Raw genomic sequence first — 22,224 nt, forward strand, 5'->3', positions numbered from 1 at the left:
GAATTGGGAGGCATTTCTCCCACTGAGCTTACTACTTTAAAAAGCATTTACAATGAAAAAAATAGCGAGTATTATAATCATCTGCCTTCTCACATCCTGCTCAAACGATTTTCTGGAGCTATACCCCAGAGATACGCTGAACGAAGGCAACTTTTATAAATCCGAGGTCGAGTTTATCCTGCTGGCCAATGGCTGTTACGTACCTATGCGGGACTACGAGAAAAACCAGCACTGGGTCCTGGCCGAGCTAATTTCTGACAATACCAGCTTTCAGAACAACATCCGTACCGGAGAAGCTTCCCGGGGAGTTATTGACCAGTTTATCCTGGGGTCAGACAATGCGGCCTATGCGGCCTTTTGGAACTTATCCTACAACGGGATTACCCGTTGCAACAAACTGCTGAACGAGCTTAACCGCGAAGGAGTAGTCTTCTCTAAAGAATCACTTAGGGAGCGCTCGGCCGGCGAGGCCCTATTCCTTCGTTCATTGTACTACTTCAACCTGGTCAGGCAGTTCGGAGGAATCCCTCTGGTTACTACACCCATTACTTCACAGGAAGCCGTAAATATTAAAAGAGCGACCGAAGCTGAGGTATACGAGCAAATTATAAAAGACCTGAATGAGGCCATTACCCGCTTTGGTAATGCCCGCGACGTGGAAGAGAACGGTCGCGCTAATGAACGGGCCGCTCAGGGTATGCTGGGAAAGGTCTACCTGACCTTGCGCAACTATAACGAAGCCGGACCAGCCCTGCTTTCTGTCATTAATTCCGGAAAGCATCAGTTACTGCCTAATTATGCCGATGTATTTGATCCCTCCAAAAAGGATTACAAGGAAACAATCTTTGCCATGCAGTACTCCGAAGCGAGTGCCGAGGTAGCCAACCAGTTCATCTTCCTTTTTGCGCCCCACACCTCAGGCGGGGCTGTTACCAAACGGCCTAATATCAACATTGTAGGAGCAGGCTGGAACCAGCCTACCGATGATCTTATCAATGCTTTTGAACCCGGCGACCAGCGTAAGGACGTTTCGATTAACTACTGGACCGGCCTTGACTGGAACAATCAGGTGCGACCTATCCCCTACTGCGCCAAGTACAAGCCACCCATTTCTGCACCCGACAACCGTGCCGGGGATAACTTTCCTATACTTCGCTACTCCGATGTGCTGCTCATGTACGCCGAAGTCCTGAACGAGCAGGGGAAATCCAACGAGGCCATTTCGTACGTACAAAAGGTGCGCGACCGGGCCGGACTTACTACTCCGCTGACCGGACTGGATAAAACGGCCCTGCAGGCGCTGATTGCCAAAGAACGGCAGGTAGAGCTTTGTTTTGAAAATCACCGCTGGTATGATCTAAAGCGTACGGGAAAAGTCCAGGAAATAATGACGGCACACGGACTGCGGGAAAAGGCAAAAAAGTCGTTTCTCTACGCCGAATCGTACCAGATAACTCCTAATAAACTGTTGGCCCCCATTCCGGCTAATCAGATATTAGTCAATAAACTGGCCCAAAACCCGGGCTATTAAAAGGCTATTTATAATCTGGGTAATTTGTGCTATTATGTACAATTACCTAGATTACATAATTTTACGAAACCAATGTGGTATCCATTACTTATCCTGCTGAATGCTTGTTTTTTGTTCCTGACCGATCCGCCTTCCGGCCCTGTGTCACAAAAACCAAACATCATCTACCTCTTTACTGACCAGCAGCATAGCTCCATGATGAGCTGCGCCGGTAATGCATGGCTCAAAACGCCAGCCATGGATTACATTGCTAAGAATGGTACCCGCTTTACCCGGGCTTATACTACAAACCCGGTATGTTCACCGGCGCGTATAAGCCTCATGACGGGCAGAATGCCCGGGTTATTCAGCGACAAAGCTGGTAATCAGGTCTTGGAAAACGTGGGTGCTATGAAAATCTCGGAGATCCCCGAAGAAGTACAGCGCACTACCCTGGCAGCCTGGCTAAAAAAAGCCGGATACAGTCTCATTTTTGGAGGAAAAGAACATTTGCCCGCTCCTTTGACCCCTAACGCGCTGGGTTTTGAGGATATTTCAAACGATGAACGTGAGCAATTGGCCGAAAGTGCCGCCAGGTATATCAAAGCCAGGCCCGCAAACCCTTACTTCATGGTAGTTTCCCTTATCAATCCCCACGATATTTGCTATATGGCTATCCGTGACTTTGCTGAAACTGACCACGAGAAAAGGCTTATCAGTACCGGAGGTCAGGAGATTAGAACGCTTGATCGGGCCATGAAGAGGCCCGATGGTATCTCGGAAAAAGATTTCTATGAACACCATTGCCCCCCCTTGCCCCCAAACTATGAACCGCAGCAAGGAGAACCTAAAGCGATAAAAAGCTTATTGGATTCGAAGAATTTTCGTAAACAGGCCCGAGAAAAGTATTCCGATCAGGACTGGCGCCTTCACCGCTGGGCCTATTGTAGGCTTACCGAAACCGTGGACGAACAGGTGCAGACAATTCTGAATGCGGTAAGGGAAAGTGGGCAGGAAGAAAACACAATTATAATTTTTTCAAGCGATCACGGAGATATGGACGGCTCCCATCGGATGGAGCATAAGTCGGTCCTGTACGAAGAATCGGCCAACATCCCTTTCATGGTTATGTGGAAAGGGCATTTGCAAACAGGAGTTACAGACAGTACCCATCTGGTTTCCAACGGACTTGATCTTCTACCTACCGTATGTGACTTTGCCGGCATTCAGGGAAAGGCAGATCCGAGAGGCAAAAGCCTGAGACCCTTACTGGAAGGAAAAAAAGTAGTTTGGCGCAAGACATTAGGGGTAGAAAGTGAGGTAGGACGCATGGTAGTCGATTCAGATCGGTACAAATACATCCAGTATGTCTCAAATGGAGAAATGGAGGAGCAATTACTGGATTTGAATAAAGATCCTTACGAAAAAACGCATTTCACAAAAGATCCTGGCTATAAGAAAAAGCTTTTAGAGCTAAAAGGTAGTTTTGAGAAAGAATGGTTTACCAAAAACTAGATAGAATGCAATAAAGCATCCCTTATCCGCATAACTATCTATAAAACAGCCTATTTGAAGCATCTACATCAGGAAAAATTTTATTCTATCAAACCTTATAAATCATATGAAGCTATTGAAAGTTATCCTTTCGATTTTACTGACCATTGGCCTCAATCAGGTAACGTTCAGCACTCCAAAAAAACCTGGAAAACCCAACATCGTATATGTACTAGTAGATCAGTGGCGGGCGCAGGCCTTTGGCTTTGCCGGGGATAAAAACGCCCATACGCCCACGCTGGACCGGCTGGCTGCACAAAGCCTGAACGTACGGAACGCCGTATCGGGCATGCCTGTCTGCTCGCCGCACCGGGCCTCGCTGCTGACAGGACAGTACCCGCTCACCCATGGGGTGTTCATGAACGATGTGCTGTTGGATACCACTGCCACTACGCTCGGCAAGGTATTCCGCGACAACGGTTACGCCACGGGCTTTATCGGCAAATGGCACGTGGATGGCCACGGCCGCCGCAGCTACATTCCCCCCACCCGTCAGCAGGGCTTCGACTACTGGAAAGCCCTGGAATGTACGCACAACTACAATCACTCGGAGTACTATGAGGGTAGCTCCGACGAACGAAAAGTATGGGCAGGGTACGACGTTATCGAACAGACTGATGATGCTATTGAGTATATTAAGAAAAAGGCCCCGCAGGATGCACCTTTTGTCCTGTTTATATCCATGGGTGCCCCCCACGATCCTTATCAGACGGCACCGGAGAAGTACCGCAAAATGTTTGAGAACAGGGAAATCATCCTGCGCGACAACATTCCCGCTGACAAGCGCGCACGGGCCATCGAAACCTTGCGTGGCTACTATGCCCACATGGCCGCCATTGATGACAACGTGGACAAACTCTGGAAAACGCTGAAAGACACGGGTATTGAGGAAAACACCATACTGGTTTTCACCGCCGACCACGGCGACCTGCTGGGCTCCCACGGCTGGTGGAACAAGCAGCAACCTTACGATGAAAGCATTAGGGTACCCTTTTTGATTCATTATCCCAAAGCCTTTGGCTCCACGGGAAAAACATCGGGTGCACTATTAAACTCACCCGATATTATGCCCACACTGCTTGGCCTGAGCGGTATCGCAATCCCCAAAACCGTAGAAGGCACCGATTTTTCGAAGGTATTTCTGGGTAAGAAAAAAGACGATGTAAAGGAAACGCTCATTTCCTGCGTACAACCCTTCGGCCAGTGGACCAGGGCGAAAGGCGGTAAGGAGTACCGCGGCATCGTAACAGACCGCTACACCTATACCCGCGACCTGAACGGTCCCTGGCTATTATTTGATAATCAGAATGATCCTTTTCAGATGAATAATCTGGTTGAAAAAAAAGAGTACGCCAAAGTGCAGGCCGACCTTGACAAACGATTGGTTGCTGTATTGAAAAAACGTAAGGATGCCTTCCGGCCCGGACTTGAGTACGTGAAGCAAAAGGGCTATGTAATCGATGATACCGAGACAGTACCCTACAACAAAATCAACTACGAAGGAAAACCGATTATTGAATAGCCGACGGCCGTGACCGATCTGACAAATAACTACTTACTAATCTATGTCAATGACACGTTACCTGATTGCCTCTGTCCTTTTACTACTGGCCAGTACCGGCTTTTACCTGAGCCAAAAACCGGCCCCGGCTACTAAGCCCAATATTATCTTCCTGCTTACCGACGACCACCGCTGGGACGCTCTGGGCTGCATGGGAAACAAGCTGATTAAGACGCCTCACCTGGATAAACTGGCAAAGGGGGGCGCCCTATTTAAAAATGCCTACGTAACTACCTCCATCTGCTGCGTCAGCCGGGCCAGTATGCTCAGCGGACAGTACATGTCGCGGCACGGTATTGAGGATTTTAACACAAGTTTCAAGCCCGCCGCTCTTTCCCAAACCTACCCTATGCTGCTCAAACAAGCCGGATACCACATTGGGTTTGTCGGCAAGTACGGCGTGGGCGTACCCAAGAAACAGCCCGCCCAACTGTTCGACTTCTGGGCCGGATCAGACAAGGGGCAGCCCGACTACGAAATGAAGGATGAGCAGGGCAACTACCTGCATCATACCGACAAGATCAACGGGGATATTGTCCGTTTTCTGGGAACTACTGACAGCAAAAAGCCCTTTTGCCTGTCGGTGAGTTTCAAGGCACCGCACGTCCAGGACAACGACCCGCGCCAGTTTATTATCCAGCCCCGCTACAAGCCTATGTATGCGGGTGACTCCATCGCCGAACCCCTCACTGCCGCTCCTAAGTACTGGCAGTCGTTCCCGGATTTCTTTCGTACTGAACAGAATATTGCCCGCGAAAGATGGCACCTGCGTTTTGAGAATAACCGGATGTACCAGGAAAGCGTCCGGAACTACTACCGCCTGCTCAGTGGCGTCGACGAGGTAGTAGGTAATCTGGTAGCCGCCCTGGAAGAAAAAGGGTTGGCCCGGAATACCATCATTATTTTTACTGGGGACAACGGCTTCTACCTGGGCGAACACGGACTGGCCGGAAAGTGGTACGGGCATGAGGAGTCCATTCGGGTACCCTTAATTGTGTACGATCCGCGTAATCCGCAACTAAGAAATAAAACAGTAGAACAAATCGCCCTCAATATTGACGTAGCCCCTACCATACTTGGAATGGCCGGAGTGGAGGTACCCAAAACCATGCAGGGGGTTGATCTGGTAGAGCTGGTTACTTCCAAAGGTAAAAAAGGCAACCGGGAAGAGTTTTATTACGAGCATACTTTTATGGGAAGTCCCAAAATACCGAAGGTTGGGGGTATCGTAAGTAAAACTCTGAAGTACATGAATTTTTACGAGCACGACTACGAGGAATTGTACGACCTGAAAAAAGATCCGCAGGAAACCACCAATCTGGCCACCGACTCCGCCCGTCGCACTCAACTCAACGCTGTCCGGAAGAAATACAACAACTGGAAACAAGCGGTACTATAAAAGCATCGGCGGGAAAGCTATAGTCGGGCAGGCATTACATTTTTTAATTATTTTCCTTAAAGGGAGATGCAGATAGTTTGACCACTATCTGCATCTCCCTTTGACTTTACTATTTTTATCCTCAATAATTAAGGTACTTCAGGCTAATCTAAAAGTACTTCTCAGCAAATTGAATAAAAGTAGGCCAGTTTGGGCCGGGGGTGTGGCCACCCGCGTGCTGGCGGTAGGCCAGGTCGCCGCTGATGAGGGTAGTTTCCAGGGCCGGAAACTCCGGGGCGCCTACGCCTTTTTTCCCGAGTAGCTCGTACACCTCTCCGGCGGCGGCCACGGCCATAAACATGCCTTTGGCATCTATCCAGGCGTCGCCCTTGTCGCCGCTGCCGATAAAGACCGGACGCGGCGCGCAGAGCGCTATCAATTCGTGCGAGTCAATGGGCAGGTCGTCCCAGCCGAGCGGACCGGCGTACTTGATATAGTTACCCGCCATCCAGTGGTACTCGTTGGCAGCAGCTACGTTCTCCACCAGCTCGCCCCAGTTGCGGCGGTGGAGTTTCGCGCCACCCGCTCCCGACGAGCTTATGTAGGCAATGGCGAAGCGCGGCTCGTAGGCCATGGCTACCAGGGCCGCCTTGCCGAAGCGGGAGTGGCCTTCAATTCCTACTTTTTTGGCGTCCACATCCTTGTCCTTTTCGAAGTAGTCCAGGGCGCGGCTGGCCCCCCAGGCCCAGGCCCGCAAGGTACCCCAGTCGTCGGGTTTACGGTGTTGTCCCTTATTCATCAGACCAATGATGCCCTCGGTGAGGCCCGCGCCGTTGTCGGCCTGAAAACTGGTGGGCAGCAGCACCGCGAAGCCCCAGCCTTTCTCCAGGAGCTGCTGTTGCCAGCCCGGTCCGGCGTTGGGCTGGGCCGGCATCCGAAAGCTCGGCGGAAACACAAAACCAAACTCCATCATGACCGGTACGGGTTTAGTAGCCTGAGCGGGGGTAGTCAGGGAAAGCTGGATGTCCACGTTGATGGCCGGGTACCTTGAATTATCTACGTGCCCCACGAGCTTCTTCACTTTGGCCGGTACCACCCCGATCACTGTGTCGCTGACAGCTACCACCTCCCACTGTACCTTAGGCGTATTGGCCGGCATCCGGCCGTAAATTTCCCGGTCGAAATCCTCGACGATTTCGGGGCGGCGGCGGCTCCACCAGTCTTTGGCGGTTTTTACTTTTTTCCCGTTTTTTAGCGTCAGCGCCTCCGGTAGTTTGGGGAACGGATTGGCCAGGGCCTCGTCGTAGTTGGCCGCGTTGGGCGCCTGCGGGTTGCTGCCGTTGGCCCCGGTCCGAAGCGATGTTATACCCAGCTGCCCCAGCATCTGCTGGTGGTCGGCGCGGGTTTTGCGCTGGGTACGGGCTAGGAGGCTATCCTGCTCCGGCGTACGCGGGGGCATCTGGGCCAGCAACGTGGCCGGATATACCAGGAAGGCGAGCAATACAAATCTGTTTTTCATACCCAACAAAAGTAAAGTCCTTTCCTGACCTACTACTTCCAAAGTACCGCTGTAAGCCATGAACCCCATTTGTATTTTATTTTGAAAATTTTATAGAAAAGAAGGGTTAACTTATATTAAAAAAACGCTCATGAAAATATACCCTAATCAAGTACTATGAGTAAACGGCTACCTACCCAGCATGCGCAGGAACTTTGGCAGGAGTATCGCTCCGGTGATATGTATGCTCTGGCCAAACTCATGCAGGCTTACTACCCTGACCTGTTCCACTGGGGCATGCGCCTGCACCCGGATAAGGAGTTTGTGAAGGATAGTATTCAGGATACCTTTCTGACCTTGTGGAAGCTACAATCCACCATCAACGAAGTTGAAAATGTACGCTCCTACCTGATGGTAATGCTGAAGACCCGCATTTTACGCGAACTTTCACGCAAGTCGGTCACGCATCAGGCGCACCTATCCGATGAATATTCCTTTTCCGTGGAATTTTCGCCGGACTTACGCATGATCGAAGAAGAACACGAGATATACCAGCTCCGCAAGCTGGAACAAATGATCAACAGCCTGCCCGACCGCCAGAAGGAACTGATTTACCTTCGGTTTTACCAGAGCCTGAGCTTTGAGCAAATAGCCGAAGTCATGCAGCTGGGACGCCAGTCGGTTTATAACCTCCTGCAAAAATCCCTGACCAGTTTGCGAAAAAACTGGGCCCCGGGCACGCTCCTGCTCCTGGTACTTCCCTGGTTACAGGGGTAATTCAAGATCTTAAGGCCGCCCAAAATTTATTAGTAGACAGGAACAACAACAGCATGAAAAATTACGAAAACTATACCGTCGAAGACTTTGTCCTGGACGACGAATTCCGGGACTGGATTCAGGGTAGCAGCCACCTGGAATCCTTTTGGCTTTCCTTTGTACAGAACCATCCGGAAAAGAAGCAGGAAATACGGAAGGCTGAACAACTCATCCGGGCAACGGCAGTAGCACCCGAACGCCTCAGCGAAAAGGAGGTCCGGGAGGAAGTACACCGGTTTATTGAAAAGGCACTTCCCGCTCCTACTCCGGACGTAGTCTCTTTTGGCAGCCTAGCCTCCACCAAAAAAAGGACCTGGGGTACCTGGGCTATGGCTGCTATGCTGGTTCTTGCCCTGGGTGCTGGTTGGTTGCTTTACCAGAATCAGGTCGGCAACGACAGCCCGAAATTGATGGCCCTGGGCCTGAACAGCAAACTGGCCGAAACCTTTAACGATTCTCAGAAACCGTTAAGACTGCAGTTAAGTGACGGTTCTGTGGTAATGCTGAGTCCCCGGAGCCGTTTGCTCTATCCGGCACAATTTGCCGACAGCAGCCGGATCGTACATCTAACCGGAGAAGCGGCTTTTTCGGTGCAGCGAAATTCCCGGCCCTTTATGGTCTATACGGGTGAAATGGTAACCAAAGTACTGGGTACCCGTTTCGTGATTCGTGCCTACAATCAGGATAAAAACTATACCGTGCAGGTACAGTCAGGGAAGGTATCGGTGTATTCTGCCAAACCTGAACCTACCACCAGTAACCGGGAAATCAACGGCCTGATTCTCACTGCCAACCAGGCGGCCATTTTCGAAACTGAGGCCCGACAGCTCACCAAAACGGTGGTGGCGAATCCGTCCCGGCTGAAAAATGCCGTAGAATCAGCCGATTTTGTCTACGATGAAGTACCGCTACCCACCGTTCTGCATGAACTGGAGCAGCACTACGGCATAGCCATCCAGTTTGATAAACAAAGTTTTAACGCTTGTAAAATTACCGCGACGCTTACCAACGAAAACCTCTACGAAAAGCTGGATTTACTCTGTAAAACCGTGTCAGCCAGCTACGAAATTGTGGATGGCCAGATCGTAGTGAGCGGCAAGGGATGTGAATAAAGTAAATAAAAAAGGCAGGAACAGTACGTTCCTGCCAGTAGGTTAGCCTACGGGTACTCGCTCGCCAAAGTTACCACCCGTCGGATAAAGTCCATGTAATCAGAACCATTAACCCAAATCAAACCTATGAAAAAACTCATTACGAGCCAAATCTGGATTAACCTTATGAAGTTTACGTTGACGCAAGGTTTAGTCATGCTACTGCTGGTAGGGGTTTCGTACGCCCACGAAACCAGTGCGCAGGAGTACCTGAGCCGACGGCTGAATCTTAAAGCCGAGGGGAAAGAGATTAAAAAAGTATTGGTAGATATCGAAAAAGCGACGGATGTTCGCTTCGTATACAGTTCAAGGGTGATTGAGTCCACCCAGAAAGTAGACCTGAATCTAACCAACTCTACGCTGGAAGAAGTACTTAACCGGCTGTTTAAGCCCCTGAACGTTAAGTACGAACTGGTGGGCCGGAAAATAGTACTTACTGCCAGTAGCTCGCCTGCAACCGGCAGTAACCTTTTTCAGGATTTGGGTAAAAGAGTCCTGGCACCTGACCCGATGAGATTGGTATCAGGTACGGTAAAGGACGAAAACGGCGCTGCCCTCCCCGGGGTGAGCGTGGTATTGAAAGGCACCCAGCGAGGGACTACGACCAATACCGACGGTCAGTTTCAGCTGGATGTTCCTGACGAGAGTTCTGTACTGATATTCAGTTTTGTGGGGTATGTAAGCCAGGAGGTGGCGGTGGGAAATCAACGTACAATCTCTATTTCACTAGTTCCTGAAAGCAAGGCACTCAATGAGGTGGTGGTAGTGGGCTATGGTACCGTTAAAAGAAAAGATTTAACCGGGGCCGTGGCACAGGTTGACTCGAAAGATATTGACGCCTTCCCGGTTTCAGATGTCCAGCAAGCCCTGCGAGGACGGGCGCCGGGCGTACGGGTCATCCAAACCTCGGGTCAGCCAGGCTCTTCCGTACAAGTACAGGTGCGGGGCGGCAACTCTTTTTTGGGAAATAACAATCCGCTCTACGTAGTGGATGGTTTTCCTCTTACTGGAGGTATTGATTTTCTAAGCCCTTCGGATATTGCTTCCATTGATATCCTGAAAGATGCCTCCGCTACGGCCATCTATGGTGCCCGGGGAGCCAATGGGGTAGTGATTATTACTACCCGCCAGGGTAAAGAAGGTCGTAGCCGGATAAACCTGGACTCATATTATGGATTCCAGAATGTGGCCAAACGATTTGATCTAATGAACGGGGCACAATTTGCTGAAATTGCCAACGAACAACTGACCAACGACGGCAAGCAACCCTACTTTACGTCCAGCGATTTCGCCAACACCGATTGGCAGGATCAGATTTTTCAGACGGCCCCTATTCAAAACCACGTGCTCACTTTCACCGGTGGCAATGCTAAAACCCGGTACTCGGTGTCGGGCAACTACTTCGCCCAGGATGGTATCATTCTTAACTCAGGTACTGATAGAGGCTCCTTTCGTTTAGGCCTGGATCAGAATGTAAGCGACCGTTTTTCATTCTCAACGCACTTTGTAGGCTCCCGCTTTACGTTCAATAACAACCGGGCCAACAATGGCCACCGTGGAAACAATATTCTTTCATCGGCCATAGTGGCCCCTCCCACTGTACCAATAAGAGATCAGAACGGGGAATATTCCTCGGTTACGCCCTATCCGTTTGGCCCCAACGTATTACAACATCCTTTGCTTTACAGCGAACTATTGGATCAACAGAAACGAACCAGTTTACTGGCTGATTTCTCAGCCACGTTCAAAATAACGGATGAACTGTCCTTCAAAACCTTGCTTGGTACCGAGCAGGTTTTTAATGAAGGAAACTTTTATTCACCCACTACCCTGAAACTATCCTCACCCAGTGGCAATGCCAGCACATCCTTCGGGCGGGGAGTATCTTATCTTAACGAGAATATACTTACTTATAATAAAGCATTCAATAATTCTTCATTATCGGCCGTTGGAGGGTTTACCTGGCAAACCTCTACCAATTATTCTAACAGCCAGGGAGGAAGCGGATTTTTGAACGATATTCTATTGAACAATAATCTTGGAGCTTCCGAAGTTACCAATCCTAATTCTTCCAGTTATTCGGAGTGGGCATTACTTTCGTGGTTGGGACGTGTCAACTATTCATTAGCTGACAAGTTTCTTTTTACTGTCAGTGCCCGTGCCGATGGCTCCTCCCGTTTTGGGGCCAACAACAAATGGGGCTTTTTCCCTTCCGGAGCTTTTGCCTACAAGCTTTCGGAAGAGGAATTCATTAAAAACATTCAATCTATCTCTACCCTGAAACTACGGGTGAGCTACGGAGAAACAGGAAGTACTACACTGTCTCCATTCCAATCGCTGAACAGACTTGGGGTACAGCGGGCTACTTTTGGCAAAACTGACGTAATTGGATTTGCTCCCGTAGCCCTTCCCAATGATAACTTAAAATGGGAAACTACTGCGCAGTTTAATGTAGGCCTTGACGGAGGCTTTTTCAACGAGCGCATTCGGGTGACCCTGGATTATTACAAAAAAACGACTAGGGATTTGCTGGCTCAGGTTACCCTACCCGGATCAGCAGGCTTCAACTCCATTGTGACCAATTTAGGTAAAATTGAGAACAGTGGTTTTGAACTGGGTATCGGGACAGATATTGTAGACAAGGCAGTAAAATGGGACCTATTTGCTCAGATGTCCACCAATAGAAATAAAGTCATTGACATTGGGGGTAGCGACATATTTGGAAGTGGCATAAGTCTGCCCTTCGGCTCACCCATTAACATTGCCCGGGAAGGACAGCCCCTCGGACTTTTCTATGGTTTCAAAGAAGACGGATTGGATGAAAAAGGTCAGATTAAGTATGTAGATCTTAACAACGACGGAGCTATTACCAACAGTGATCAGACCATAATCGGTAACCCCTATCCTGATTATATTTTCAGCATCAACAATAACCTTAGTTTCAATAATTTTGAACTGAATGTTTTCCTGGAAGGTATACAAGGCAACGATTTGTTTTTTGCAACGGGTGGCTCCATCAGCAATTCCTTCAACACGGGTGAAAACCAACTGGTAGATGTATACAATAACCGGTGGCGTCCCGGCAGTCCCAATCCAAATGCACTGTACCCGAAGATCAGTGTAGGGTCTAACTTCCGCGTATCAGACCGATTTGTAAAAGATGGGTCTTATGTGCGGATTAAAAACGTAAGACTTGCCTATAACATCCCCGTCGCTGACCTGAATATCAAGTGGATTCAGGCTTTCCAGCTCTATGCCAGCGCTCAGAATCTCCTGACCTTTACCTCCTATCCCGGCCTTGATCCCGAAGTGAATACCCGATCGGGAACGGGCGATCTGCGTATTGGAATTGATGAAACCGGTTATCCGGCGGCCCGGACTTTCACATTTGGACTGAAACTGGGATTTTAATCCACTGACTCTAAATCTATTCTCCAACTATGAAACGAATACTTATCATATTATTTCTAAGCTGCTTTTTCTTCCAGTGTGAAGACGCGCTGGTAGAATCTCCCAAAAGCTTTATTGCTAAAAACAATTTCTATAAAAACGCTGACGATGCTAATGCAGCCCTGACCGCTGTATATGGATCCCTGGGCAACGGCTTTTTTCCCACCATCTGGTTTATGTCGCTCGTCGAGAACCGTACCGACTACTCGGATGGACGGGGGAGTCAGCAGACTATCAGCGTGATGGACAAACCGCTGGATAACACCAATCAGGCCCGGGCGTTTGGCTCCTGGAACGACATCTACCGTGGTATTAACCGCGCCAACGCCGTCTTGGACAATGTGCCCTCCATCCAGATGGACGAAACACGAAAAAAGCAGATTATCGCCGAAGCAAAATACCTGAGGGCTTTTTTTTACAGCAACCTCGTGAAATACTGGGGCGGCGTACCCATCCGGGATAAAGAACTTACCGACCTTTCTCAGGTAGCAGCTCCCCGAAAGTCTGCCAAAGAGGTTTGGGATTTTATCAAAGCCGACCTAACAGCTGCCATCCCTGACCTGGCTGGTTCATTTGCCGCCAACCAAAGCGGAAGAGCCACCTCCTGGGCAGCTAAAATGTTATTGGCCGACGCCTACCTCACTACCGAAGAATGGGCCAAAGCCAAAGACTTGGCAGAAGACGTTATCAAAAATAGTCCGTATCAGTTGGTGGAAATAAAACAACCTGACGATTATCTGGCAAAAATGTACGGACCGGACGTGACTACGCATTCGGAAGATATCTGGTCTATTCACCATACCGCTACCAATGGCAATAATGTCGCCGGATACCTGGCCCGAACCGTCAATGGTGTGGCCCTGGGAGCCAATGGGGTTTACGCGTGGCTTCCGGTAATGAAATCATTCCTAGGTACCTGGGATAAGAATGACCTACGCCAGCAGTACAATATGTATACATACATGGTAAAGGCACCCGGTGATACAGTGTTTCTTCCTCAGCCCAGCCCACTGTTCAAAAAATATCAGGACAGAGCCTCCGCCTGCGGAAGCTGCCACCAGAACAACATTCCTGTGTTCCGTCTGGCCGAAGCCTACCTGGTGTATGCCGAAGCGGCCAGTCAGGCCGATGGAGGCCCGTCGGACCTGGCCCTTGAAAGGCTCAATATCGTTCGCCGTCGCGCCTACGGCCTACCCCTAAATACTCCCGCTGCTATTGATGTAAAATCGGGGCTGTCAAAAACGGCTTTCCGCGATGCCGTGATTCAGGAGCGGGGTTATGAATTTATCATGGAAATGAAACGCTGGAATGACTTGCTACGCACGGGTACAGCCGCGGAGAAGATAAAAGCGACTGGTAAAGCATGGAGTGATGTAAGTTTGCTGTTCCCCATTCCGGTCGACGAAATCAATAACAATCCGGCCATGACCCAGGCTGACCAGAATCCAGGTTACTAACATAACATGAGCCAGAGATAAGCCCCAATGCCTTATCTCTGGCTCTTAATTCTATGATCATTCTATTATTCTTATTCGGTACGTTACTGAGCTGGTTATTCCCGGTACATAATACCGAAAAACCAAACTTCATCATTTTGCTGGTAGATGATCAGCGGTGGGATGCGCTGAGTTATGGAAAAGAGACCTATTATACTACGCCCTCACTGGCTAAAGCTGCCGCCCGGGGTACCTATTTCCCTCATGCTTTCGTTACGCTTTCTATCTGCTCGCCCAGCCGGGCCGCCATTCTGAGTGGTCAGTACGGGAGCAGGAATGGAGTAATGAATATGCAGTCCTCCATGAAGAATGAGTCTGGTTCTTTGGGGCATCTCCTTCAAAAACACGGATACGCTACGGCCGTATTTGGCAAATGGCACCTACCCAATAAACCCAAAAATCTGGGATTTGACCACTCGTTTATTTTTAAAGGGATTACCGGTTACTGGGATGTCGATTTTCTGGAAAACGATAAGCGGGTAACCACACAGGGCTTTGTGGATGAAAATACCGTCGGACAGGCGATCAGCTTCCTTGAAAAACGAAACAAAAAGCCGTTTTTTCTCTTTGTAAATACCTTCGCCCCCCACATGGACGAAAACTATGACTGGCCCATCGAAGAAAAGGTCAGAAGTAACTTCAATCTGGCAAGAGCACCACTACCTGCAGACTGGAATACGGATTATACCGGCAAACCAGCCTACCTTCCCCTTGGACGTCCCCACCTCAGAGCCTTAGAATACGGCTACGACAAGCCTGATTCTATCCGCAGTCATGTGTACAAATACGCCGCTGCCAACCTGGCCATGGACCAGGCCGTGGGAAAGCTCTTTGATTACCTGGCTGACACAAAATTAAATACCAATACCTACGTAATTGTACTGGGTGATAACGGGTGGTTCATGGGCGAACATAGCCTGACCAGCAAAGTACTGGCGTACGAAGAATCTATTCGGATACCGTTTTTTATTGTAGGGCCAAACGTACCGGCCCGCACCTCCGAAGAGATGGTTCTGAATATTGATATCTTCCCGACTATTACAGAACTGGCCGGAATCAGCAATCGGCAGCCTATGCCTGGGATGTCCCTCAAAAAAGACCTTTCTTCCAAAAGTAAGTCTACCCGAAAGTATATATTTTATGAGGCTCCCTTACCTGTACATGGCACCTATCCACACTACGCGATTCGGACCAGGGATTGGAAGTACATCATCACCTACGATGAGAATAGTCCGGATAAGATCTACTTTGAAGAATTATTTAATCTTGAAGAAGATCCCAAAGAACTTATAAATCGCATCGACGACAAAAAACTTTCGAAAATCAGGCAGGAATTACAACAACTGGCTCGACTAAAAATAAAAGAATCAAAGCAATGATTTTTCAAATCAACCAAATCTGTCCCATGCTTACTAAAATCTTCTTTCTCGTGCTGACTCTGTCAGTATCGACGGCACTTTCTCCGCCTTCTACGCCGGTGCAGTCAAAAAGCCAAAGCGCTGACGTGGTAGTTTACGGGGGTACCGCTGCCGGAGTTATTGCCGCCTACACCGCCAAAAAAATGGGAAAATCAGTCATTCTGATTGAACCTACTACCCATCTGGGCGGATTGACCAGCGGTGGGCTGGGTTATACAGATATAGGCAACAAGTACGCCATTACAGGCTTATCTCGTGATTTTTACCGCCGGATCGGCCGTCACTACGGTAAGTTTGAACAGTGGACCTTTGAACCCAAAATAGCCAAACAATACCTGCAGCAGTACCTCGACGAAGCCGGGATCAAGCCGCTTTACGCGCACCGGATCATATCTGCACAGAAGCAGAATGGCACACTGCAATCCATTGTACTTGAAAATAGCCAGAGTCCCGGAGCTGCTTCCAACACAACAATTGAAGCCAAAATGTTCATCGACGCCACCTACGAAGGTGACCTGATGGCAAAAGCCGGGGTGTCATATACCGTAGGTCGTGAGGCCAATAGTGTCTATAATGAAACCATCAATGGGGTGCAGCTCATGCACGGCCACCAGTTTCCGGACGGCATAGACCCTTATAAGGTACCCGGCCAACCCAAAAGCGGCTTGCTATGGGGTATATCGGATGAAAAACTCGCCCCGACCGGTAGTGGCGACAAGAAGGTTCAGGCTTATAACTACCGCATCTGTCTCACCTCCGACCCGGCCAACCAGGTACCCATCACCCGCCCGGCCGACTACGATCCCAGCCGGTACGACCTACTGGTGCGCCTGTTTGAAAAGCAACCCTCCAAAACCAGCCTCCGCGACTATTTCATCTGGAGCGGTATGCCCAATAAGAAAACGGACATCAACAACCGGGGAGGCTTCTCTACCGATATGATCGGCATGAACTACGCCTACCCTGAGGCCAGCTACGCGGAGCGCGAACGGATCATCCAGGAGCATGAAAACTATACCAAAGGTTTGTTGTATTTCTACGGACACGATCCGCGCGTACCTGCCGCCATGCAGCAGGAAATGCTCAAATGGGGCTACCCCAAAGATGAGTATGTAGAGAACGGTCACTGGTCGCCGCAAGTATACGTGCGGGAGGTACGCCGCATGGTAGGCGACTACGTCATGACTCAGGCCAATTGCCAGGGAAAAGAGGTAGTGCAGGATGGCGTGGGCATGGCCGCCTACACTATGGATTCGCATAACATCCAGCGGATTGTGGTGAATGATCAGGTCAAAAACGAAGGCAACGTAGAAGTTGGCGGCTTTGGCCCCTACCCCATTGCCTACAGATCACTAATTCCTAAAGCCTCCGAGTGTAAGAACCTGCTGGTCCCTGTTTGCCTCTCGGCCAGCCACATCGCCTACGGCAGTATCCGGATGGAGCCCGTGTTTATGGTACTGGCACAGTCAGCGGCCGTGGCCGCCGCCATGGCTATCGATGCTGGCGTGCCAGTTCAGCAGGTAGACGTAGCCAAATTGCAAAAAAAGTTAAAGAACGACCCGCTGGCCAACGGAAGCACACCAGAAGTTCTGGTCGATAATGAAGATAGCCCGGCTATATCTGTACAGGGGCCTTGGATTGTGGCCAATAAAGGCACTTATGGTCCAACTGCCCTCCTATCTGACCCAAAGCATACCGGCCAGCAGTCGGTGCGGTTCACCCCGGCTATTGCCAAATCCGGTAAATATAAGGCATACATGTATTTCCCGAAAGTACCTGGCTTATCATCAAAAAGCATCCTTAACATTTACGATGGAAAGAAGATTCATGAACGTACCGTAAAAGAGACCGACATCATCGTAGAAGGCCAAACCTCCGGCGAGTGGTTCGCTCTGGGAGAATTCACCTTACCCAAGGGTCAGAAAGCCTACGTTGAAATCTCCACCAAAAGTGCCGACGGAATAGTAATAGCCGATGCGGTTCTTTTTGTACCACAAAGCCTTTGATTAGTATATCCATTTATTTAATCTGATTTAAAATGAAAACGCTAATTTATAGTATAGTTTTTCCTATCCTTTTTGTCCTGACATCCTGTTCTTCAGCTCAAAACCAAACCTCCGTAACTCGCTCCGCCGATGTGATCATCTACGGTGGTACTTCGGGGGCCGTTACCGCCGCCGTGCAGGTAAAGAAAATGGGGAAGTCTGTTATCATCGTCTCACCCGATAAGCACCTGGGCGGGCTGTCGTCGGGAGGGCTGGGATTTACCGACACGGGCAATAAGTCGGTCATCGGCGGGCTGTCCCGGGAGTTTTACCACCGCCTCTACCAGCACTACCAGCAGCCCGAAAACTGGACCTGGCAGAAGCAGTCGGAGTACGGTAACAAGGGCCAGGGTACCCCGGCTATGGACGGCAGCAACCGCACCATGTGGATTTTTGAACCGCACGCGGCCGAGCAGGTTTTTGAGGATTTTGTTAAAGAAAATGGGATCACGGTGTACCGCGATGAGTGGCTGGACCGCTCCAAAAAAGGTGTATCCATGAAGAACGGCGAAATCCAGTCGTTCCGGACCCTGAGCGGTACTACCTACCAGGGCAAGATGTTTATAGATGCCACCTACGAAGGTGACCTGATGGCCGCCGCCGGGGTTAGCTATCATGTAGGCCGCGAGGCCAACAGCGTCTACGGCGAAAAATGGAACGGCGTGCAGGCGGGCGTATTTCAGCACGGCCACTATTTCAAAAAGCCCGTAAGCCCCTATAAGGTACCCGGTGATCCCAAAAGCGGCCTGCTGCCCGAGATATCCTCCGAACCCATTGCCGAAAACGGTACCGGCGACAACAAGATCCAGGCCTACTGCTTCCGGCTGTCCATGAGCAACCACCCCGACAACCGCGTGGCTTTCCCCAAGCCCGAAGGCTACGATCCGGCGCGCTATGAACTGCTGCTGCGGGTGTTTGACACCGGCTGGCGCGAAACCTTCCAGAAGTACGACCCTATCCCCAACCATAAAACCGACACCAACAACCACGGCCCGTTCAGTACCGACTACCTCGGCAAAAACTACGACTACCCCGATGCCAGCTACGAGCGCCGCCGGGAGATTATAGAGGACCACGAGAACTACCAGAAGGGGCTGCTGTACTTTATGCAGAACGACCCTCGCATGCCGGATGATGTTAAAAAAGAAATGCAGCAGTGGGGCCTGGCCAAGGATGAATTTAAGGACAACGGGAACTGGCCGCACCAGATTTATGTGCGCGAAGCCCGCCGCATGCTGGGCGAAGATGTGATGACCGAGCAGCACACCCTGGGCGAAAAACCAGTTTCCAATCCTATCGGCATGGGTTCCTACTCGCTGGATGCCCACAACGCGCAACGGTACGTAACCGCCGAAGGCTACGTGCAGAACGAGGGCGATATTGGGGTTCATCCCAAACAGCCCTACTCCATCTCCTATGGCTCCATTTTGCCCAAAGCAGCCGAGTGCAAAAACCTGCTGGTACCCGTAGCCATGTCGAGTTCACACATCGCCTTTGGGTCTATCCGGATGGAACCCGTGTTCATGATCCTGGGACAATCGGCGGCGACCGCGGCGGTACTGGCTATTGACAACAAAGTATCTCCCCAGAAGCTCCCCTACGAAAAACTACGGGCGGTACTGCTGAAAGACGGACAGCGGCTGGAATTGTAGCTCTTTTTCTGCTCCGTATCATGCGCCAAAGCAGCAGTCGCTTTACTAGCCGGGTTGCTGCCTGAAATAAAACCTGGGCCGGAGGCTGATTTAGTTTTGGACTAAATCAGCCTCCGGCCCAGTACTTTGAAAGATAAGCTGACTGTGTTATTTATCAATCATCTGTTTGACCCACTGCCTCACTCCCGATGGCACCAAAGAGCGCATTAGGGCAGAGGGGAGGTACACTTTGTAAGAGTAGCCTACATGATCAATGGGTTTATCCAGATACTGGCTTTTCACCTCTTGTCCTGTTGCAATATTAGTAACTTTCTGGATTGAAATCCGCTCTATGGCCATGTCGGTCAGCATTGGGCGGTAATAAGCACAACCCGAAAAATAGTAGTGATTTACCTGGGTAAAGCGGGTACTTCCTGCCTGGGAAATTGGCTCTCCGCCGTGTAATAAATTAGCCGACCAAATCATGGCCTGTCCTTTTTTAAGGTTAAGTACCTTCTTTTCCAGTTTCTTCTTAGCCACCAATTCCGCAATAAAATCTTCGTAACGTGTGTAGTACTTAGAGAGCATTTCTTCAATAGAAGTACTGGTAGAACCTTTCAGGCCGAGAATGGAAAGGTCATAAAAGGGAAGCTTATGACTCTTGGGATAATAATGCAGCGGGCCGTTTCCATCATGAACATCTTCCAGTGCAACCCAAACCCCCGCTAAAAACCGTTCCGGAATGGAATTGAAATGGATAGAATCACTATGAGTTCGTTGCTGGCTTCCCGCTTTGAAATTTAGAGTCTGAAAAGGAATGGGCTCCCGTCGGTACAGCAATTTAAGTACTTCAAGAACTCTGGGGGCGGCTGCAATTTTTTTAACGGCCTCATTATACTCCCAGGCATCCTGTATACGATTCGTATTTTGGGTCTGGAACTGGTCCTTAAGACCATTACGTACTTCATCAAATACAGTTTCATCAACCTCAGGATCAAACACTACATATCCATCCTCAGCATACTGACGGATAAGCGCTTCAGTTTCCGGATCATAACCGGCTTGCTCTAACTCTTGCTCAAAAAAAGGAGATTCTACCCAGGGAATGTTCAAGGAATAAGTAGACATATATTAGTGCAGGATTATAGTGTATAAAATGAAATTATAGTATGGTAATTATCTTTTTCACAAACCAGCGTTTTTGAAAAGTTTTGATGGAGAATGCTTTTACAATTACCTGCTTCCCAATTCTTTCAAACCGCCACCCAAACACCTCCGGAATTGCTTCCAAAGTACCTGTTGTATTCGAGTTTCAACTACATTCCGGAAAGAATAGGGCGGGTTTTTAGGTAGCACTATGTAAGTAAAAAGCCTCTCTTACTTTCTTCTGATGAAACAGGTATACGTAACACCTTCTGCAAGTACCTGCTTTTAAAATTTGATATTTTAAATAGTTGAGGAAACTTACTCATTTTTTACAATTGGTCCAAGCTGCTTATTTCCAATTCTATCATCCGAACTATAATTTTATTTTAATTCTAATTTAACCTGTAAGATCTTCCCCACCATTCCCAAAGGGTAGTCCTCATCAGTAAAAACCACGTATCCTCCATGCTCTCCCGTAAAAAATTCCTGCAAAGTACCCTGGGCCTTACCGTGCTGGCTGGCCGATGGCCTGGCACTCCACAGTCCGAAGATACCTACGACCTGCCCAACCTACTAGCTGCCATTAAAGTCACAAACGGCAAAATAACAATTCCCGACCGCGTTGGGCTGGGCATTGAGTACGACGATACGATTTGGAAATCAGCACAGAAAATGGTGTAGCCGGATGAAAAAACTACTTCTCATTGGACTTCTACTGTTTAGCAAAGTTGTCGCCCAACCTTCGCTGGAATTGATCTACAAGCGTATCGACAGCGTAGAACTGCACATGGTGCTCGATTACCCGCCGGACTACAAGCCCGGACAAGCCTACCCCACGATCCTCTTTTTCTTTGGTGGTGGCTGGAACGGTGGCAGCATCGCCCAGTTCGAACCCCACGCCCGCTACTTTGCCAGCCGGGGAATGCTCTGCGTCCGGGCCGATTACCGGGTAAAGTCGCGGCAGGGTACTACGCCTTTTGAATCGGTAGAAGATGCCAAATCGGCCGTGCGGTACTTGCGGAAACAGGCTTCCTTACTGGGGGTTGATCCGGATCGTATAGTGGCATCGGGCGGCTCCGCGGGTGGCCATCTGGCGGCCGCCACGGCTCTGCTCCCCGGCCTCAATGCGCCTACCGACGACTTGTCTGTAAGTACTATTCCGCAGGCACTGGTCCTGTTTAATCCGGTTATTGACAATGGTCCCGAAGGCTACGGTTACGAGCGTATCGGGGCGCGATATCCTGAATTTTCACCGATGCACAATCTTGATAAAACACCTCCCCCTATCCTATTTTTTCTGGGCACTACGGACAAGCTGATTCCGGTCCGTACGGCAGAGACCTTTAAGAAAAAAGTAGAGGCAACCGGCGGTCGTTGCGAACTGTATCTCTTTAAGGATCAACCCCACGGCTTCTTCAATTATAGAAAGCAGGACCAGACTTATTTTAAAGAAACCGTACTCCACACCGATAATTTCCTGCGTTCGCTGGGATACCTCCAGGGCCCCTCGACGCTGGACCAGTTTCTGAGTAAAGAATAGGATACAGTTTTGATAATGATGGATTTTTGT

Annotated in this window: 15 protein-coding genes; 13 read left to right on the forward strand and 2 right to left on the reverse strand. The window is 49.6% G+C overall.

The window, feature by feature from the left end; all coding sequences use genetic code 11:
• The first annotated feature begins 52 nt into the window (after positions 1–52).
• The 4 genes from VGN67_RS18570 (at position 53) to VGN67_RS18585 (ending at position 6,024) form a co-directional block, all read left to right on the forward strand.
• Entirely contained in the window at positions 53–1,531 is a 1,479-nt protein-coding gene (locus tag VGN67_RS18570; RefSeq protein ID WP_327488359.1) for a RagB/SusD family nutrient uptake outer membrane protein, read from the forward strand.
• Positions 1,532–1,603: 72 nt separating this feature from the next.
• Positions 1,604–3,025, forward strand: coding sequence for a sulfatase family protein (locus VGN67_RS18575; RefSeq protein WP_327488360.1), 1,422 nt, complete (start codon positions 1,604–1,606; stop codon positions 3,023–3,025).
• A gap of 106 nt (positions 3,026–3,131) precedes the next feature.
• Positions 3,132–4,586, forward strand: a complete 1,455-nt coding sequence (locus tag VGN67_RS18580; RefSeq protein ID WP_327488361.1) for a sulfatase — start codon at positions 3,132–3,134, stop codon at positions 4,584–4,586.
• 43 nt (positions 4,587–4,629) lie between these two features.
• Positions 4,630–6,024, forward strand: a complete 1,395-nt coding sequence (locus VGN67_RS18585) for a sulfatase (RefSeq protein ID WP_327488362.1) — start codon at positions 4,630–4,632, stop codon at positions 6,022–6,024.
• A gap of 148 nt (positions 6,025–6,172) precedes the next feature.
• Here the strand turns inward: VGN67_RS18585 and VGN67_RS18590 are convergent, their stop codons facing one another.
• A complete protein-coding gene (locus VGN67_RS18590; protein ID WP_327488363.1) occupies positions 6,173–7,522 on the reverse strand; it encodes an acetylxylan esterase in 1,350 nt (449 codons plus the stop codon).
• 156 nt (positions 7,523–7,678) lie between these two features.
• On the opposite strand from VGN67_RS18590, the gene VGN67_RS18595 reads away from it, so the two are divergent.
• From VGN67_RS18595 to VGN67_RS18625, 7 genes are all read left to right on the forward strand, one after another.
• Positions 7,679–8,278 carry a sigma-70 family RNA polymerase sigma factor gene (locus VGN67_RS18595; protein ID WP_327488364.1) on the forward strand — a complete coding sequence of 200 codons (600 nt, stop codon included), beginning with the start codon at positions 7,679–7,681 and terminating at the stop codon, positions 8,276–8,278.
• A gap of 53 nt (positions 8,279–8,331) precedes the next feature.
• Positions 8,332–9,429 carry a FecR family protein gene (locus VGN67_RS18600; protein ID WP_327488365.1) on the forward strand — a complete coding sequence of 366 codons (1,098 nt, stop codon included), beginning with the start codon at positions 8,332–8,334 and terminating at the stop codon, positions 9,427–9,429.
• 126 nt (positions 9,430–9,555) lie between these two features.
• Complete coding sequence (locus tag VGN67_RS18605; RefSeq protein WP_327488366.1) at positions 9,556–12,879, forward strand: TonB-dependent receptor; 3,324 nt, start codon at positions 9,556–9,558, stop codon at positions 12,877–12,879.
• 29 nt (positions 12,880–12,908) lie between these two features.
• A complete protein-coding gene (locus VGN67_RS18610) occupies positions 12,909–14,375 on the forward strand; it encodes a RagB/SusD family nutrient uptake outer membrane protein (protein ID WP_327488367.1) in 1,467 nt (488 codons plus the stop codon).
• Between the two features lie 53 nt (positions 14,376–14,428).
• Complete coding sequence (locus tag VGN67_RS18615) at positions 14,429–15,793, forward strand: sulfatase-like hydrolase/transferase (protein WP_327488368.1); 1,365 nt, start codon at positions 14,429–14,431, stop codon at positions 15,791–15,793.
• Positions 15,794–15,819: 26 nt separating this feature from the next.
• Positions 15,820–17,838, forward strand: a complete 2,019-nt coding sequence (locus VGN67_RS18620) for an FAD-dependent oxidoreductase (protein WP_327488369.1) — start codon at positions 15,820–15,822, stop codon at positions 17,836–17,838.
• Positions 17,839–17,870: 32 nt separating this feature from the next.
• Positions 17,871–19,529, forward strand: a complete 1,659-nt coding sequence (locus VGN67_RS18625) for an FAD-dependent oxidoreductase (protein WP_327488370.1) — start codon at positions 17,871–17,873, stop codon at positions 19,527–19,529.
• 147 nt (positions 19,530–19,676) lie between these two features.
• On the opposite strand, the gene VGN67_RS18630 is transcribed toward VGN67_RS18625, so the two are convergent.
• Positions 19,677–20,636, reverse strand: coding sequence for a phytanoyl-CoA dioxygenase family protein (locus VGN67_RS18630; RefSeq protein ID WP_327488371.1), 960 nt, complete (start codon positions 20,634–20,636; stop codon positions 19,677–19,679).
• Between the two features lie 483 nt (positions 20,637–21,119).
• Between VGN67_RS18630 and VGN67_RS18635 the strand changes: the two genes are divergently transcribed.
• Together VGN67_RS18635 and VGN67_RS18640 are read left to right on the forward strand one after the other, a co-directional pair.
• The gene (locus tag VGN67_RS18635; protein ID WP_327488372.1) at positions 21,120–21,335 is read left to right on the forward strand and encodes a hypothetical protein; all 216 of its coding nucleotides are present in this window, start codon (positions 21,120–21,122) and stop codon (positions 21,333–21,335) included.
• A gap of 4 nt (positions 21,336–21,339) precedes the next feature.
• Complete coding sequence (locus VGN67_RS18640; RefSeq protein WP_327488373.1) at positions 21,340–22,194, forward strand: alpha/beta hydrolase; 855 nt, start codon at positions 21,340–21,342, stop codon at positions 22,192–22,194.
• Positions 22,195–22,224 lie beyond the last annotated feature (30 nt).

Source organism: Telluribacter sp. (assembly GCF_035998675.1).
In the GTDB taxonomy this organism is placed as follows: Bacteria; Bacteroidota; Bacteroidia; order Cytophagales; family Spirosomataceae; genus Telluribacter.